General features: G+C 65.0%; 17 protein-coding genes and 1 riboswitch. Of the genes, 7 read left to right on the forward strand and 10 right to left on the reverse strand.

The window, feature by feature from the left end; all coding sequences use genetic code 11:
- Positions 1-28 precede the first annotated feature (28 nt).
- The 6 genes from fba to tkt form a co-directional block, all read right to left on the reverse strand.
- Complete coding sequence (gene fba, locus CHB99_RS02685; RefSeq protein WP_042120397.1) at positions 29-1,093, reverse strand: class II fructose-bisphosphate aldolase; 1,065 nt, start codon at positions 1,091-1,093, stop codon at positions 29-31.
- A gap of 105 nt (positions 1,094-1,198) precedes the next feature.
- Positions 1,199-1,516 carry an MliC family protein gene (locus CHB99_RS02690; protein WP_042120398.1) on the reverse strand — a complete coding sequence of 106 codons (318 nt, stop codon included), beginning with the start codon at positions 1,514-1,516 and terminating at the stop codon, positions 1,199-1,201.
- A 50-nt stretch (positions 1,517-1,566) separates the two neighbouring features.
- On the reverse strand, positions 1,567-1,785 hold the full coding sequence (locus tag CHB99_RS02695; protein ID WP_042120400.1) for a hypothetical protein: 219 nt from the start codon (positions 1,783-1,785) through the stop codon (positions 1,567-1,569).
- 32 nt (positions 1,786-1,817) lie between these two features.
- Positions 1,818-2,981: a phosphoglycerate kinase gene (locus tag CHB99_RS02700; protein WP_042120404.1), complete on the reverse strand. Its 1,164-nt coding sequence runs from the start codon at positions 2,979-2,981 to the stop codon at positions 1,818-1,820.
- A 12-nt stretch (positions 2,982-2,993) separates the two neighbouring features.
- Entirely contained in the window at positions 2,994-4,061 is a 1,068-nt protein-coding gene (gene epd, locus CHB99_RS02705; protein WP_042120406.1) for an erythrose-4-phosphate dehydrogenase, read from the reverse strand.
- Positions 4,062-4,188: 127 nt separating this feature from the next.
- A complete protein-coding gene (tkt, locus tag CHB99_RS02710) occupies positions 4,189-6,186 on the reverse strand; it encodes a transketolase (protein WP_042120407.1) in 1,998 nt (665 codons plus the stop codon).
- A 258-nt stretch (positions 6,187-6,444) separates the two neighbouring features.
- Here tkt and CHB99_RS02715 point away from each other — a divergent pair, with 258 nt between their 5' ends.
- The 4 genes from CHB99_RS02715 to CHB99_RS02730 all read left to right on the forward strand — a co-directional run bounded on the left by CHB99_RS02715 (position 6,445) and on the right by CHB99_RS02730 (position 10,925).
- Positions 6,445-7,440 carry an ArsR/SmtB family transcription factor gene (locus tag CHB99_RS02715; RefSeq protein WP_042120410.1) on the forward strand — a complete coding sequence of 332 codons (996 nt, stop codon included), beginning with the start codon at positions 6,445-6,447 and terminating at the stop codon, positions 7,438-7,440.
- A gap of 18 nt (positions 7,441-7,458) precedes the next feature.
- A complete protein-coding gene (metK, locus tag CHB99_RS02720; RefSeq protein ID WP_042120412.1) occupies positions 7,459-8,649 on the forward strand; it encodes a methionine adenosyltransferase in 1,191 nt (396 codons plus the stop codon).
- 150 nt (positions 8,650-8,799) lie between these two features.
- Positions 8,800-10,473, forward strand: a complete 1,674-nt coding sequence (gene ligB / locus CHB99_RS02725) for an NAD-dependent DNA ligase LigB (protein WP_042120413.1) — start codon at positions 8,800-8,802, stop codon at positions 10,471-10,473.
- A 56-nt stretch (positions 10,474-10,529) separates the two neighbouring features.
- On the forward strand, positions 10,530-10,925 hold the full coding sequence (locus CHB99_RS02730) for a DUF1090 domain-containing protein (RefSeq protein ID WP_042120414.1): 396 nt from the start codon (positions 10,530-10,532) through the stop codon (positions 10,923-10,925).
- Positions 10,926-10,997: 72 nt separating this feature from the next.
- Here CHB99_RS02730 and CHB99_RS02735 read toward each other — a convergent pair whose 3' ends face one another.
- Positions 10,998-11,447 carry a c-type cytochrome gene (locus CHB99_RS02735; RefSeq protein WP_042120656.1) on the reverse strand — a complete coding sequence of 150 codons (450 nt, stop codon included), beginning with the start codon at positions 11,445-11,447 and terminating at the stop codon, positions 10,998-11,000.
- 129 nt (positions 11,448-11,576) lie between these two features.
- Here CHB99_RS02735 and mltA point away from each other — a divergent pair, with 129 nt between their 5' ends.
- Complete coding sequence (gene mltA / locus CHB99_RS02740; protein WP_042120415.1) at positions 11,577-12,734, forward strand: murein transglycosylase A; 1,158 nt, start codon at positions 11,577-11,579, stop codon at positions 12,732-12,734.
- 105 nt (positions 12,735-12,839) lie between these two features.
- On the opposite strand, the gene CHB99_RS02745 is transcribed toward mltA, so the two are convergent.
- Together CHB99_RS02745 and CHB99_RS02750 are read right to left on the reverse strand one after the other, a co-directional pair.
- On the reverse strand, positions 12,840-13,226 hold the full coding sequence (locus CHB99_RS02745; protein ID WP_042120416.1) for an MAPEG family protein: 387 nt from the start codon (positions 13,224-13,226) through the stop codon (positions 12,840-12,842).
- A gap of 36 nt (positions 13,227-13,262) precedes the next feature.
- Positions 13,263-14,096 (reverse strand): EamA family transporter, encoded by an 834-nt coding sequence (locus CHB99_RS02750; RefSeq protein WP_042120418.1) that lies wholly within the window; start codon positions 14,094-14,096, stop codon positions 13,263-13,265.
- 194 nt (positions 14,097-14,290) lie between these two features.
- On the opposite strand from CHB99_RS02750, the gene CHB99_RS02755 reads away from it, so the two are divergent.
- Positions 14,291-15,529 carry a cation:proton antiporter gene (locus CHB99_RS02755; protein ID WP_042120419.1) on the forward strand — a complete coding sequence of 413 codons (1,239 nt, stop codon included), beginning with the start codon at positions 14,291-14,293 and terminating at the stop codon, positions 15,527-15,529.
- A gap of 16 nt (positions 15,530-15,545) precedes the next feature.
- On the opposite strand, the gene CHB99_RS02760 is transcribed toward CHB99_RS02755, so the two are convergent.
- Entirely contained in the window at positions 15,546-15,947 is a 402-nt protein-coding gene (locus tag CHB99_RS02760) for an acyl-CoA thioesterase (protein ID WP_042120421.1), read from the reverse strand.
- A gap of 218 nt (positions 15,948-16,165) precedes the next feature.
- Positions 16,166-16,268: riboswitch (S-adenosyl-L-homocysteine riboswitch) on the forward strand.
- A gap of 21 nt (positions 16,269-16,289) precedes the next feature.
- Here CHB99_RS02760 and CHB99_RS30000 point away from each other — a divergent pair.
- Positions 16,290-16,902, forward strand: a 613-nt coding sequence (locus tag CHB99_RS30000; protein WP_249299685.1) for an adenosylhomocysteinase, incomplete at its 3' end; no start/stop codon positions are given.

Raw genomic sequence — 16,902 nt, forward strand, 5'->3', positions numbered from 1 at the left:
GTCCCTTTTTCGTCGCACAAACCTGAACTCAGTTGACCTTGGCGGCCAGCTCGCCCTTGGCGTAGCGCAGGTACATCTCGTCCAGCGACACCGGCTTGATCTTCGAAGCGTTACCGGCAGTGCCGAAGGCTTCGTAGCGAGCGATGCAGATGTCACGCATGGCTTCGACGGTCTTGGCGAAGTATTTGCGAGGGTCGAACTCGGACTTGTTCTGCTCCAGGAAGCGACGGATCGCACCGGTGGAGGCCAGACGCAGGTCGGTGTCGATGTTGACCTTGCGCACGCCGTGCTTGATGCCTTCGACGATTTCTTCGACCGGTACGCCGTAGGTCTCTTTGATGTCGCCGCCGAACTCGTTGATGATCGCCAGCCAGTCCTGCGGAACCGAGGACGAACCGTGCATCACCAGGTGGGTGTTCGGAATGCGCTGGTGGATCGCCTTGATGCGGTCGATCGCCAGGATGTCGCCGGTAGGCGGCTTGGTGAACTTGTAGGCGCCGTGGCTGGTGCCAATGGCGATGGCCAGGGCGTCGACCTGGGTGCGCTTGACGAAGTCCGCGGCCTCTTCAGGGTCGGTCAGCATCTGGCTGTGATCGAGGATGCCTTCGGCGCCGACGCCGTCTTCTTCACCGGCCTGACCGGTTTCCAGGCTGCCCAGGCAACCCAGTTCGCCTTCCACGGACACGCCGCAGGCGTGGGCGAATGCCACGGTCTGCTGGGTCACGCGGACGTTGTATTCGTAGTCGGACGGGGTCTTGCCGTCTTCACGCAGCGAGCCGTCCATCATCACCGAGCTGAAGCCCAGCTGGATCGAGCGCTGGCAGACGTCAGGGCTGGTGCCGTGGTCCTGGTGCATGCACACCGGGATGTGCGGGAACTCTTCGATGGCGGCCAGGATCAGGTGGCGCAGGAATGGTGCGCCAGCGTATTTGCGGGCACCGGCGGAAGCCTGGACGATCACCGGGGAGTCGGTCTTGTCGGCCGCTTCCATGATGGCGCGCATCTGCTCGAGGTTGTTGACGTTGAAAGCCGGAACGCCGTAACCGAATTCGGCGGCGTGGTCCAGCATCTGGCGCATGCTAATGAGTGCCATTGTGTATCTCTCTCCCGACAAGCGTCGTTATTTCATGCAAGCCTGCCGCAACGGCGGTTTGCTGTTCAAATTGTGTGGGCCGACGGATCTTGCCGGCCCGGCCAGTCACGGTGCCTTGCAGCCCCGCCCTATCAGATCGTTGGTCGCCACCCAGTACACCAGGCCCTCATCGCCCCGGGTGTGCAGGGCCAGCACGCCATCGCTGTACAACGCTCCGGACCCCGAAGGTTCGGGCTTGAGCCGGTAGACCTGGTCGCCGCCACCAAGGCGCACGTCCATGTCATTGCCGACCTGGCGCCAGAGCACCTGTGCCTTGCTCTCGCAGAGCCAGGTGGTCCATGTGTCGGCCACCGGAGGCTCGGACTTGAAGCCTGCGCATCCCGCGAGTACCGCCATGGCCATCACGGCCAGAACGCCTTTCATTCCTTTCCTCCAGCAGACCACAAAGCCGGCGACAGGTTGTCGCGAGCCGATCAAGGGCATCCCTTGGCTCGGCGCTGATGTTCGTCGTCGTACTTTTCCAGGCCATCCGGGCCGAGGCGCTTGTTGATCACCGGAGCGGTCTCGGCCTGCCATTCGGACTGGTAGCAGCCGCCCTTCTCGGCGGCGGGGCTGTCGGGAGCGACGTCCGACGTACTGGAGCAGGCGCCCAGCGCGACGGTGACGAGCATCAATGACAGTCGCTTGATCATCGCTTCGCTCCCTTTCCCGGTGGCCGGACGACTCAGGCCTTGGCCCGCTGTTCCAGCACTTCGACCGCCGGCAGGACCTTGCCTTCGACGAATTCGAGGAACGCGCCGCCACCGGTAGAAATGTAGGAGATATCGGAAGCCACGCCATATTTGTCGATGGCCGCCAGGGTGTCGCCACCACCGGCGATGGAGAACGCGGCGCTGTCGGCGATGGCCTTGGCCAGGGTCCGGGTGCCGTTGCCGAACTGGTCGAACTCGAACACGCCGACCGGACCGTTCCACAGAATGGTCTGCGACGACTTCAGCAGCTCGGCGAACTGCTCGGCGGTTTTCGGGCCGATGTCGAGGATCATGTCGTCGTCGGCCACGTCGGCGACCGCCTTGACGGTGGCCTCGGCGTCTTCGGCGAAGGCCTTGGCCACCACCACGTCAACCGGCAGCGGTACGTTGACCTTGGCCGCGATGGCCTTGGCGGTCTCGACCAGGTCGGCTTCGTACAGCGACTTGCCGACCTTGTGGCCAGCAGCGGCGAGGAAGGTGTTGGCGATGCCGCCACCGACGATCAGCAGGTCGCAGATCTGGCTCAGGCTGTTCAGCACGTCCAGTTTGGTGGAGACCTTGGAGCCGGCGACGATGGCGGCCATCGGCTTGGCCGGGGCCTTCAGGGCCTTGCCCAGGGCGTCCAGCTCGGCGGCCAGCAGCGGACCGGCCGCGGCGACCTTGGCGAACTTGGCGACACCGTGGGTCGAGCCCTCCGCGCGGTGCGCGGTGCCGAAAGCGTCCATGACGAACACGTCGCACAGGGCGGCGTATTTCTGCGCCAGCTCGTCGGCGTTCTTCTTCTCGCCCTTGTTGAAGCGCACGTTCTCGAACAGAACGATGTCGCCAGCCTGCACCTCGACGCCGTCCAGGTAGTCGGCGACCAGCGGCACTTCACGACCGAGGGCCTTGCTCAGGTAGTCGGCGACCGGCTTGAGGCTGTTCTCGGCGGAGAATTCACCTTCGGTCGGACGACCCAGGTGCGAGCAGACCATCACCGCCGCGCCCTTCTCCAGGGCCAGCTTGATGGTCGGCAGCGAAGCGAGGATGCGCGCGTCGCTGGCAACCACACCGTCCTTCACGGGGACGTTGAGGTCTTCGCGAATCAGTACGCGCTTACCTTGCAGGTCGAGGTCGGTCATCTTCAAAACGGTCATGAATGCAGTCCTTCAGGGCTGTTTGCTGGTGGTGCGGTTGGTGTCCACGACGCGCAGAAAGTGATCGGCGACGTCGAGCATACGGTTGGCGAACCCCCATTCGTTGTCGAACCAGGCCAGCAGGTTCACCAGGCGGGGGCCGGAAACACGGGTCTGGCTGGCATCGACGATGGCCGAATGCGGGTCATGGTTGAAATCGCAACTGGCATGGGGCAACTCGGTATACGCCAGCAGTCCCTGCAGCGGGCCGCGTTCGGCGGCCTCGCGCAGCACCCGGTTGACCTCGGCCGCCGTGGTGTCGCGGCGGGTCTGCAGGGTGATGTCCAGGCACGACACGTTGACCGTCGGCACCCGCACGGCTTTGGCCTGGATTCGCCCGACAAGTTCCGGAAGCAGGCGCTCGATACCCCGGGCAAGACCGGTGGATACCGGAATCACCGACTGGAATGCCGAACGGGTGCGGCGCAGGTCCTCATGGTGATAGGCATCGATCACCGGCTGGTCGTTCATCGCCGAGTGGATGGTGGTGATCGACACGTAGTCGATACCGAATGCCTGGTCCAGCACGCGCAGCAGCGGCACGCCGCAGTTGGTGGTGCAGGAGGCGTTGGAGACCAGGGTCTCGGCGCCGCTCAGGCAGTCCTGGTTGATGCCGTAGACCACCGTGGCGTCGACATCCGCCTCGCTGGCCATGGGTTGCGAGAACAGCACCCGCGGCGCGCCGGCGTCGAGAAAACGCTGGCCGTCGGCACGGGTGTTGTAGGCCCCGGAGCATTCCAGCACCAGGTCGACGTCCAGCGCCGCCCAGTCGATGCCCTCGGGCGTGGCGCTGCGCAGAACCTTCACGCAGTCGCCGTTGATATGCAGACAGTCGCCATCGACCTTCACCTCGCCGGGGAAACGCCCGTGGGTGGAGTCGAAGCGTGTCAGGTATTCGAGGCTGGCCTGGTCGGCCAGATCGTTCAGCGCGACGATCTCGAAGCCCGCCTTCTCCCCGCGCTCGACCAGTGCGCGCAGGACACAACGACCGATACGGCCGTAACCATTGAGTGCAACTCTGTAGGGACGCGGTTGGGGCATGTGGGACTCACGGACAGATCTATCGGTACAACCTGCGGGATTCAGGGATTCCAATCGCGGGCAAGCCCGCTCCTACAGGAGCGGGCTTGCCCGCGATCAGGGGCGACACCGCCCGCAGCTCGTTACATCAGTCTTCCAGCAGTTCTTCGGCAGTGCCCAGGATGTTCTCCAGGGTGAAACCGAATTCCTCGAACAAGGCGCCGGCCGGGGCCGACTCACCGTAGGTGGTCATGCCGATGATGCGACCTTCCAGACCGACGTACTTGTACCAGAAGTCGGCATGGGCGGCCTCGATGGCGATGCGCGCACCCACCTGCAGCGGCAGTACCGACTGCTTGTAGGCAGCGTCCTGGCTATCGAACACGCTGGTGCTCGGCATCGATACGACGCGAACCTTGCGGCCCTGCTCGCTCAGCTTGTCGAACGCCTGAACGGCCAGGCCCACTTCGGAACCGGTGGCGATCAGGATCAGCTCAGGCTCGCCGGCGCAGTCCTTCAGGACATAGCCACCACGGGCGATATCGGCGATCTGCTGGGCGTCGCGGTCCTGATGCTGCAGGTTCTGGCGCGAGAAGATCAGCGCCGAAGGGCCGTCCTTGCGCTCCAGGGCGGACTTCCAGGACACCGCCGATTCAACGGCGTCGGCCGGACGCCAGGTGTCCAGGTTCGGCGTGCTGCGCAGGCTGCTCAGTTGCTCGATCGGCTGGTGCGTCGGGCCGTCTTCGCCCAGACCGATGGAGTCGTGGGTGTAGACGTGGATCACGCGCTGTTTCATCAGGGCGGACATGCGCACCGCGTTGCGGGCGTATTCCATGAACATCAGGAAGGTCGCGCCGTAAGGCACCAGGCCGCCGTGCAGGGCAACGCCGTTCATGATCGCGGTCATGCCGAACTCGCGCACGCCGTAGAACATGTAGTTGCCGTTGGCATCCTCGGCGCTGACGCCCTTGCAGCCTTTCCACAGGGTCAGGTTGGAACCGGCCAGGTCGGCGGAACCGCCCAGCAGCTCAGGCAGCAGCGGGCCGAAGGCGTTCAGGGTGTTCTGGCTGGCCTTGCGGCTGGCGATGGTTTCGCCCTTGGCCGCGACTTCCTGGATGTAGCCGGCGGCCTTCTCGGCGAAGTCGGCCGGCAGCTCGCCATTCAGACGACGCTTGAGCTCGCTGGCCAGCTCGGGGAAGGCGGCGGCGTAGGCGTCGAAACGCTGGTTCCACTCGGCTTCGACCTTGGCACCGGCTTCGCGGGCGTTCCACTCGGCGTAGATGTCGGCGGGGATTTCGAACGGACCGTGGTTCCAGTTCAGTTCCTGGCGGGCCAGGGCGATTTCGTCGTTGCCCAGCGGTGCGCCGTGGCAGTCTTCCTTGCCCTGCTTGTTCGGCGAACCGAAGCCGATGATGGTCTTGCAGCAGATCAGGGTCGGCTGCGCGCTCTTGCGCGCGGTCTCGATGGCGGTCTTGATCTCGTCGGCATCGTGGCCGTTGACGTTGCGGATCACCTGCCAGTTGTAGGCTTCGAAACGCTTCGGCGTGTCGTCGGTGAACCAGCCTTCGACTTCGCCGTCGATGGAGATGCCGTTGTCGTCGTAGAAGGCGATCAGCTTGCCCAGGCCCAGGGTGCCGGCCAGGGAAGCGACTTCGTGGGAAATGCCTTCCATCATGCAGCCGTCGCCGAGGAACACGTAGGTGTTGTGGTCGACGATGGCGTGGCCTTCACGGTTGAACTGGGCGCCCAGCACCTTCTCGGCGATGGCGAAGCCCACGGCGTTGGCCAGGCCCTGGCCGAGCGGGCCGGTGGTGGTCTCGACGCCCGGGGTGTAGCCGTATTCCGGGTGACCCGGGGTGCGGCTGTGCAGCTGACGGAAGCTCTTCAGGTCGTCGATCGACAGGTCGTAGCCGGTCAGGTGCAGCAACGAATAGATCAGCATCGAGCCGTGGCCGTTCGACAGGACGAAACGGTCACGATCGGCGAAGGCCGGGTTGCTCGGGTTGTGCTTCAGAAAATCACGCCACAGAACCTCGGCGATATCCGCCATGCCCATCGGGGCACCGGGATGGCCGCTGTTGGCTTTCTGCACGGCATCCATGCTGAGGGCACGAATGGCGTTGGCACGCTCACGACGGCTGGGCATCGCTTGTCTCCTGGAAACTGAAAAGGAAGTGACGGAAAAAAGGCGGCCATTTTCGCCCAGGCACACCTTCCGGGGCAATCACGGATGGTCGAACTGGAGCGATTTTCCTGCGATTGCAGGGCCATTGCGCGGTTTGACCGACGAAACAGCCGAAAAAGCCTGGCTCCCCAGCAGTTTTAGCTCCGCCCATCGCGCAATATCAAAACTTTTTGATATTGGTCTTGCGACGCCGGTTGGCCCTGACTAGACTGCCGGCCCATGAACATTCGCGTACCCGTTCCCGATCAGCAGCAAAGCGAACGCCTGGCCGCCCTGTGCAAGGCCGGCGGCGATCCCCTGCGCCTGAACGTGTTGCGCGCCCTGGCCAACGACTCGTTCGGCGTGCTGGAACTGGCGCAGATCTTCGCCATCGGCCAATCGGGGATGAGCCACCACCTCAAGGTGCTGGCCCAGGCCGAACTGGTGGCGACCCGCCGCGAAGGCAACGCGATCTTCTACCGCCGCGCCCTGCCCGACAGCCTCAGCCTCGGCGGCAAGCTGCACGCCGCGCTGCTCGAAGAGGTGGACGGCCTGCCGCTCCCGGGCGAGATGCAGGCGCGCATCGGCCAGGTCCAGCAGCGCCGCGCGGCCACCAGCCAGGACTTCTTCCTGCGCGTGGAAGAGAAATTCCGCGCCCAGCAGGACCTGATCGCCGGCCTCGCCCAGTACCGCGAAAGCCTCCTGGCCCTGCTCGACAAGCTCAGCTTCGAAAGCGCCGCCACGGCACTGGAAGTCGGCCCCGGGGACGGCGAATTCCTGCCCGAGCTGGCCCGTCGCTTCGCCCGGGTCACCGCGCTGGACAACAGCCCGACCATGCTCGAACTGGCGCGCCAGGTCTGCCAGCGCGAACGCCTGGCTAACGTAAACCTGCAACTGGCCGATGCCCTCAGTACGACTGACGCGCAGGCCGATTGCGTGGTGCTGAACATGGTCCTGCACCACTTCAGCGACCCGTCCGCCGCCCTCGCGCAACTGGCCGGACGCGTCAAACCAGGCGGCAGCCTGTTGCTTACCGAGTTGTGCAGCCACGACCAGGATTGGGCCCGCGACGCCTGCGGCGACCTCTGGCTGGGCTTTGAGCAGGACGACCTGCTTCGTTGGGCGTGCGCTGCGGGACTGGCTCCCGGAGACAGCCTCTATGTGGGCTTACGTAATGGTTTCCAGATCCAGGTCCGCCATTTCCAGCGACCGGCTGGCGACACTCACCATCTTTAAACTCAGGAACCCGTCGAGATGAGCGAATACTCCCTTTTCACCTCCGAGTCCGTATCTGAAGGGCATCCGGACAAAATCGCCGACCAGATTTCGGACGCGGTGCTGGACGCCATCATCGCCCAGGACAAATACGCCCGCGTGGCCTGCGAAACCCTGGTGAAAACCGGTGTCGCCATCATCGCCGGCGAAGTCACCACCTCGGCCTGGGTCGACCTGGAAGACATCGTCCGCAACGTCATCACCGAGATCGGCTACAACAGCTCCGACGTCGGCTTCGACGGCGCCACCTGCGCGGTGATGAACATCATCGGCAAGCAGTCCGTGGACATCGCCCAGGGCGTCGACCGCAGCAAGCCGGAAGACCAGGGCGCCGGTGACCAGGGCCTGATGTTCGGCTACGCCAGCAACGAAACCGACGTGCTGATGCCAGCACCGATCTGCTTCTCCCATCGTCTGGTCGAGCGCCAGGCCGAAGCGCGCAAGTCCGGCCTGCTGCCGTGGCTGCGCCCGGACGCCAAGTCGCAGGTCACCTGCCGTTACGAAGGCGGCAAGGTGGTCGGTATCGACGCCGTGGTGCTGTCGACCCAGCACAACCCCGAGGTCTCGCAGAAAGACCTGCAGGAAGCGGTGATGGAGCTGATCGTCAAGCACACCCTGCCGGCCGAACTGCTGCACAAGGGCACCCAGTTCCACATCAACCCGACCGGCCAGTTCATCATCGGCGGCCCGGTGGGTGACTGCGGCCTGACCGGTCGCAAGATCATCGTCGACAGCTACGGCGGCATGGCTCGCCACGGTGGTGGCGCGTTCTCCGGCAAGGACCCGTCCAAGGTCGACCGTTCGGCCGCCTACGCCGGTCGCTACGTGGCCAAGAACATCGTCGCCGCGGGCCTGGCCGAGCGTTGCGAAATCCAGGTTTCCTACGCCATCGGCGTGGCCCAGCCGACCTCGATCTCGCTGAACACCTTCGGCACCGGCAAGATCTCCGACGAGAAGATCGTCCAGCTGGTGCGCGAGTGCTTCGACCTGCGTCCGTACGCCATCACCACCATGCTCGACCTGCTGCACCCGATGTATCAGGAAACCGCGGCCTACGGTCACTTCGGCCGTACCCCGCAGCAGAAGACCGTCGGCGACGACACCTTCACCACCTTCACCTGGGAACGTACCGACCGCGTTGACGCCCTGCGCGCCGCCGCCGGCCTGTAATACCCGGTAACCGCTGTAGCGAAAGCCCCGGCCAGTGCTCTGGCCGGGGCTTTTTTCTGGGCGCAACACACCTTCTGACAAAGCTGAACGGGCAGTTTGCGGGGGCCTTCCTAGGCTGGGATTTCCCCCCCAAGAGCAAGGACGCTCGCCATGTCACGCCTGATTGCCCTGCTGCTTTCCTGCTTCGCCCTGCCCGCCCTCGCCGACACATGCCCCGACTGGCCGGAAGCGACCGCCAACACCCGCATCACGGAACTGCGCGAGCGCATCGGCCATTGGGACCGCTACTACCACAGCCTCGGCCAGTCACCGATCAGCGACGAGCTCTACGACCAGTACCTGGCCCGCCTGCAGCGTCTGCGCCTGTGCTTTCCCGGTATCGCCGAAGCCGTCGGCAACCCGCTGGCCAGCGCCGCCGGGCCGCTGCGCCATCCGGTTGCGCATACCGGGCTGGACAAGCTCGCCGACGAACAGGCGGTGGGCGAGTGGCTGACAGGGCGCCAGGGGGTATGGATCCAGCCCAAGGTCGACGGCGTGGCGATCACGCTGGTCTATCGTGGCGGCAGACTGGTGCAACTGATCAGCCGTGGCGATGGACTCCACGGCCATGACTGGAGCCGGCACATTCCGGCGCTGCCGGTGAACCTGCGCGAGCTGGCCGGGGAGCACGACCTGATCCTCCAGGGCGAGCTGTTCTGGCGCCTGGACGGGCATGTCCAGGCCGAGGCCGGCAGCCGCAACGTGCGCAGCAAGGTCGCCGGACTGATGGCGCGGCAACATCTCGACGCCGAGGACGCGACGGGGCTGGACCTGTTCATCTGGGCCTGGCCGCGGGGGCCGGAGGATCCACGCGAACGCTTCGCCCGCCTCGCTGCCCTCGGCCTGCCCAACACCGAGCGCTACAGCCAGCCGGTCGGCAGCCTCGACGAGGCCGCGCGCTGGCGCCAGCACTGGTATCGCTCGCCACTGCCGTTCGCCAGCGACGGCGTGGTGCTGCAGCAAAGCCGGCAACCCGCCGCGGCCCGCTGGCAGGCGCGACCTTCGCACTGGAGCGTGGCCTGGAAGTACCCGTTCGCCCAGGCCCTGGCCGAGGTCCGCGACGTGGAATTCCGCGTCGGGCGTACCGGGCGCATCACCCCGCTGGTCCACGTCGAACCGGTGCGTCTCGACGACCGCACGGTGCGCCAGGTCAGTGCCGGTTCGCTGAAGCGCTGGGGCGAACTGGATATCCAGCCGGGTGACCAGATCGTCCTCAGCCTGGCGGGGCTGACCATCCCGCGCATCGAAGCGGTGGCGGAACGCGGCCCGGAGCGCCGCGTGCTGGTGGCACCGGACCCCGCCCGCTACCACGCGCTCAGTTGCTGGCAACCGACCCCGGGCTGCCAGGCACAGTTTCTCGAACGGCTGAACTGGCTGGCCGGCAAGCAGGGGCTGAACATGACCGGGGTCGGCCCGCAGACCTGGCGCAGGCTGCAGGAGGCCGGGCAACTGGAGAGCCTGGTCGACTGGATCGAATTGCCGGCGCAAGACCTCGCGCGCCTCGACGGCATTGCCGAGCGCAGCAGCCAACAGCTGTATCGCACCTTCCAGCAAGCCCGCAAGCAGCCATTCGCGCGCTGGGTCCGCGGCCTGGGCATACCCGCGCCGAGTGCGCTGGATCTGGGCGATTCCTGGGCCGCGCTGGCCGCACGCAGCGTCGAACAATGGCGGCAGCAAGCCGGGGTCGGAGCGCTGCGCGCGCGGCAACTGGTGGCGTTTTTCCAGGACCCGCAGGTCAGCAGCCTTGCCGCTCGTCTGCGCGAACAGGCGATCGAGGGTTTCTAAATCCCGTGGATCAGGGCAGCATCACAGGTTCTGCCTGCCCGATGACGGAGCCTTACATGAAATCGACTTCCCCGCTTGCCCTGTTCACCGTCTGCGCCCTGCTCGCGGCGCCCGCCCTGGCCGCCGAAGAACAACCTGGCCTGACCGGCTGCGCGGCCAAGCAGCAGAGCATCAGCGCACAGATCGAGCAGGCGCGCAGCCACGGCAACGCCGAGCAGCAGAGCGGACTGGAAATGGCCTTGCGCGAAGTACAGGCGCACTGCACCGACGCCAGCCTGCGCAAGGAACGCGAACAGAAAGTGCTGGATGCCCGTCATGAAGTGGCACAGCGCAAGAAGGACCTGGACAAGGCCATGAAGAAAGGCGACGCGGAGAAGATCAACAAGCGCAAGGACAAGCTGGCGGAAGCGAACAAGGAACTGCAGGCGGCGCTGCAGGAGCTGGAGCAGTAAGCGAGGCCTCAAGACCCGCACAAAACCCTGTGGGAGCAGACTCCCGGAAGGTTTTGTGCAAGCTCCTGAACATCAATGGTTACGAAATTCCGTATGACAGGCTTTGCACGCCGCCTCGACCTTGTCCATCGGTCCCTGCACCGTTTCGACCCGCAAAGGCTGGGCATTGCTCGCGATCACCAGCTCGCCGGTGGCCCCTTCCAACTGCCGCGCCAGCTCCTGGAAGCGTGCCTGTTTCTCCCAGACATCCGCCCGTGCGCTGGTATCATCCGTCTCCTTGACCTGTGGGAAGTGTTTCCACGGCTCGTGGGACAGTGCATCGAGTTTCACCGCGCCATCGGCGAATTTCTGCCCGTCGAACGCCAGCCGTCCGCGCAGCATGCCGCCCATGTCCTCGCTGGTCTTGAGCATCTGTTTGAAAATCGCCTTGCGCTGACCCAGCGGCGAGTTCGGATCGACGCCGCCACAGGCGGTCAGGGTCAGGCAGGCCAGCAGTACGACGGAACAACGTTTGAGCATCATGGTCATCGGCTCACGGAAAAAAAGGCGGCCAGTATCCTCGCCTGACCGGCAAAGACCAATACCCCCATGAAAAACATGGATTGCGCACAGACCTTTTTCGGCGGCGCCATCCCCCAAGGAAATACCCGCATGAACATCCCTCTGCGCCGCCTCGGCTGGAGCCTTTCCCTGTTCGCCCTGCTGGCTGGCTGCAACGGCGGCGCCCCGGAAAAGCCCACGCCGCACCCGATCGCCACCTACACCCACGCCACCTGGAAAGACCTGCCGACGGTCAGCGACAGCGACCTCGTGGCCGGCTTCGAGTCCTGGCGCAGCGCCTGCCAACGGCTGAAAAGCGACCCGGTGTGGGCCGCGACCTGTGTCGCCGCCGCCGATGTGCCGGCGGATGCCCGCAAGATCGGCGAATTTCTCGGCGCGCACCTGGAGGTCTACAGCCTGCGCTCGGCGCAAAACAGCGCCACCGGCCTGATCACCGGCTACTACGAGCCGGTCTATCCCGGCAGCGAAAGCCGCACCGAGCAGGCCAACGTGCCGGTCTACGGCATTCCCGACGACCTCATCGTGGTCGCGCTGGACAGCGTCTACCCCGAGCTCAAGGGCAAGCGCCTGCGCGGCCGCCTCGAAGGCCGCGTGCTCAAGCCCTACGACACCGCCGAGGTGATCCAGCGCCAGGGCGTCAAGGCGCCGGTACTGGCCTGGCTGACCGATCCGATGGACCTGCAGTTCTTGCAGATCCAGGGCTCGGGCCGCATCCAGCTGGAAAATGGTCGGCAACTGCGCCTGGGCTATGCGGACCAGAACGGCCATCCGTACCGTCCGGTCGGGCGCTGGCTGGTGGAGCAGGGTCAGTTGAAGAAAGAAGACGTGACCATGGGCGCCATCCACGCCTGGGCCCAGGCCAATCCGGCGCGGGTGCCGGAACTGCTGGCGAGCAACCCGAGCTACGTGTTCTTCAGCACCCGCCCGGACAGCAACGAAGGGCCACGCGGCTCGCTCAACGTGCCACTGACCGCGGGCTACAGCGTGGCGATCGACCGCAAGGTGATTCCGCTGGGCAGCCTGTTGTGGCTGTCCACCACCCGTCCTGATGGCAGCCCGGTGGTACGGCCGGTGGCGGCACAGGACACCGGCGGGGCGATCACCGGCGAGGTGCGCGCGGACCTGTTCTGGGGCACGGGTGAAGCGGCGGGGAAACTGGCCGGGGACATGAAGCAGCAGGGGCAGATCTGGTTGCTGTGGCCGAAGGGCATGGCGTTGCCTGAAATGCCGCAGACCGAGACCAAGTAAGAGGTTGTTCTTCAGGGCCTCATCGCCGGCAACGCCGGCTCCCACAGGTTCAGGGTCGCAACGGACCTTGTGGGAGCCGGCGTTGCCGGCGATGAGGCCGTCACGTCAGACCGAAGCCACGAAGAACCCCACGATCAACCCCACCCCCACGAACCACACCAGCGAGCGCAACGCCGCCCAGTCCGCCAGGTAGCAGATGATGTAGAGCAGCCGGCTGGTGATGAACAACACCGCCAGCACATCCTGGGTCACTTGCTCGGCATTGCCCACCACATCGGCGATCAGCACCGCCGCGATGAACGCCGGGAGTATCTCGAAGCTGTTCAACTGCGCGGAATGCGCACGCCGCGGCATGCCCTCGAGACGGTCCTGGAATGCCCGTGGGTCATGGTTCTGCTGCAGATTGAAACGTCCACTGGCGATCTTGGCGATGCTGGTACACAGGTACGGCAGAATCAGCGCGATCAGTACGCACCAGAAAGCGACGGTCATGGTCAGGTCCTTTGCAATGTAAGAGTTCGCGGCCGGTCAGAGCTTCATCACCAGCATGCCCAACAGCACCAGCGCACAGGCTGAGAGCCTGGGTCCGCCAAAAGGTTCTTTGAGGTAGCGCATGCCCATCAGCACCACGAGGATCACACTGACCTCGCGCAGCGCCGCCGCTTCCGCCACCGACCCCAGGTGCATGGCCCAGAGCACCAGAGCGTAGCTCAGCAACACGCAGACGCCGACCGTCAGCCCCAGCTTCCACTGGCTGCGCCAGAACATCACGAACGGCGCGCGCCGCGCCACCCCGGCGATCAGCGGAAATGGCAGGGAACTGGCCAGGGTCAGCCACACCAGGTAGTCCAGCGGTTGCGCCCAGCGGCGGATGGCCTGGCCGTCGAGCCAGGTATAGCAACCGATGCACAGCCCGATCAGCGCCACCACCGGCAGCATGCTCCAGGGCAGGCGGTCACCGCCGCCGCCATGCCAGAGCAGGCAGGCCATGCCGCAGGGAATCAGAAGAATGCCGAGAATCTGCTGGCCGCTCAGGTGCTCGCCGGCGAACACCAGGGTCAGCGCCAGCACCACCAGCGGCGACAGGCCGCGCATCAACGGATAGACCAGACCGAGGTCGCCGACCTTGTAGGCCTGGATCAGCAGGAAGCGGTAGAGCAGCTCGAACAGCGCCGAGGCCAGCAGCCACGGCCAGATCTCGGCCGGCGGGAACTCGACGAAGCCGACCATGACCACGGCGAACACCAGCGCCACGCTGTCCATGCTGGCGATCATCAGCAGGCGCTCGCCACTGAACTTGACCAGGGTGTTCCAGGTTGCATGCAGCAGTGCCGCGACGAGCACCAGGGAAGTCGCTACCACGTCTCGATTCCTTCGCCATCCACGGACCGGGTCCGCCCACCAGAGCGCGGAGTTTCAACCACTCGCAACAAAACAGCCAGCGCGCTGTCAATCGCGGCACTGAAAGAAACTGTGTCGCGAACCGGTCAAAAGGCCATCAAACCTTTTGTCCGCCGTGCGCGGGCACAGAATCGGAAGCCAATACAGGAACCAGGATGCTCGAATTAGTTGCCGCGTTTATCTGCCTCACCACCCTCCTCACCTACGTGAACTACCGCTTCATCGGCCTGCCACCGGCCATCGGCGTGATGGTCACCGCCCTGCTGTTCTCCCTGATGCTTCAAGGCCTGAGCCTGATCGGCTACCCCGGCCTGGAAGAGCGGGTCGAGGGCCTGATGAACCAGATCGATTTCAATGACCTGCTGATGCACTGGATGCTGTCGTTCCTGCTGTTCGCCGGCGCGCTGCACGTCAACCTCGGCGACCTGCGCAGCTACCGCTGGCCGATCGGCCTGCTGGCCACCTTCGGCGTACTGATCGCCACCGTGGTGATCGGTTACCTGGCCCACTGGGTGTTCGCCCTGTTCGGCTGGCACGTCAGCCTGATCTACTGCCTGCTGTTCGGCGCGCTGATCTCGCCGACCGACCCGATCGCGGTACTCGGCGCGCTGCGTACCGCCAATGCCTCGAAACCGCTGAAAACCACCATCGTCGGCGAATCGCTGTTCAACGACGGCACGGCGGTGGTGGTGTTCACCGTACTGCTGGGGATCATCCAGCTCGGCGAGACCCCGAGCGTTTCCGACACCGTCATCCTGTTCGTCCGCGAGGCCATCGGCGGGGTGATCTTCGGCGGCCTGATCGGCTACGCCACCTACCGCATGATCAAGAGCATCGAGCAGTACCAGGTCGAGGTCATGCTGACCCTGGCCCTGGTCATCGGCGGCTCGGCGATGTGCTACGAGCTGCACGTCTCGGCACCGATCGCCATGGTCGTGGCCGGGCTGATCATCGGCAACCTGGGACGCAACCTGGCGATGAACGACATGACCCGGCGTTACATGGACGGTTTCTGGGAGCTGATCGACGACATGCTCAACGCCCTGCTGTTCGCCCTGATCGGCCTGGAGCTGTTGCTGCTGCCCTTCAACTGGATGCACCTGGCGGCCGGCGGCGTGCTGGCGCTGGCGGTGCTGGCTTCGCGCTTGCTGACCGTGGCGCCGGCCATCCTCTTGCTGCGACGCTGGCGCAGTGTGCCCAAGGGCACGGTGCGGGTGCTGACCTGGGGTGGTCTGCGCGGGGGTGTCTCGGTGGCCCTGGCGCTGTCGCTGCCGGTGGGTGAGGAGCGGGACCTGCTGCTGTCGATCACCTACATCGTGGTGCTGTCATCGATCCTGGTGCAGGGGCTGACGGTCGGCCGCGTCGTGCGCGGGGTCAGCGAGCAGCCGACCTGACAGCGCGTCACGCCGGTTATTCCACGGTGCTGTCCGGGAACTGGTCCTGGACATACTTGATCTGGGTCCGCCCATGCGCGGCCGGCAGACCATCCTCGCCGAGGTTGACGAAGACCATGCGGTCGACGATGAGGATCGCCTTGCGCGTGATCTTGTTGCGCACTTCGCACTTGAGGGTGATCGAGGTGCGACCGAACTCGGTGGCGGTGATGCCCAGCTCGATGATGTCGCCCTGGCGCGAGGCGCTGACGAAGTTGATCTCGGAAATGTACTTGGTCACCACGCGCTGGTTGCCCAGCTGGACGATCGCGTAGATCGCCGCCTCCTCGTCGATCCAGCGCAGCAGGCTGCCGCCGAACAGGGTGCCATTGGGGTTGAGGTCTTCGGGTTTTACCCATTTGCGGGTGTGGAAATTCATGCGTGCTCCTGACGACCTGACAGGTGAAGCAGGGCCTCCAGGGCCCTGCCCGTACAGGGTAGCCGCATTTTTGCAGGCCATGTCCACGGCCTTTGCACGACCATGGTCCAGTCACCGGTCGTACGCGCTGCTTTAGTCCTTGGGCCGACACGAAAGCCCGGCTATAATCCCCGCGTTTTTATCCGGCGCCGACCCTCCGCGGTCGTCGCTCCCGCCACCCGATCGAGGGGCGCTGCAGCAGGTTCGCTCCTGTCAGGCTCGATCGGGGCGTTGTCCACGGCTTGCCGGCGGACGCTCAACGCACAACGGCGCCCATTCGCACACTACGAATGGAGGCTCTACATGAGCGCTGTAAACACGCCTGCAGGTTTCACCGACTACAAGGTCGCCGACATCTCCCTGGCCGCCTGGGGCCGTCGCGAAGTCATCATCGCCGAATCGGAAATGCCTGCGCTGATGGGCCTGCGCCGCAAGTACCAGGAAGAGCAGCCACTCAAGGGCGCGAAAATCCTCGGCTGCATCCACATGACCATCCAGACCGCCGTGCTGATCGAAACCCTGGTTGCCCTGGGTGCCGAAGTGCGCTGGTCGTCCTGCAACATCTTCTCCACCCAGGACCAGGCCGCCGCCGCCATCGCCGCCGCCGGCATCCCTGTGTTCGCCTGGAAAGGTGAAACCGAAGAAGAGTACGAGTGGTGCATCGAGCAGACCATCCTCAAGGACGGTCAGCCATGGGACGCCAACATGATCCTCGACGACGGCGGCGACCTGACCGAGATCCTGCACAAGAAATACCCGGCGATGCTGGACAAGATCCACGGCGTCACCGAAGAAACCACCACCGGCGTGCACCGCCTGCTGGACATGCTGGCCAAGGGCGAGCTGAAGATCCCGGCGATCAACGTCAACGACTCGGTCACCAAGAGCAAGAACGACAACAAGTACGGCTGCCGTC

Origin of the sequence: Pseudomonas japonica, assembly GCF_900188455.1 — a bacterium.
GTDB classification, from domain to species: domain Bacteria; phylum Pseudomonadota; class Gammaproteobacteria; order Pseudomonadales; family Pseudomonadaceae; genus Aquipseudomonas; species Aquipseudomonas japonica.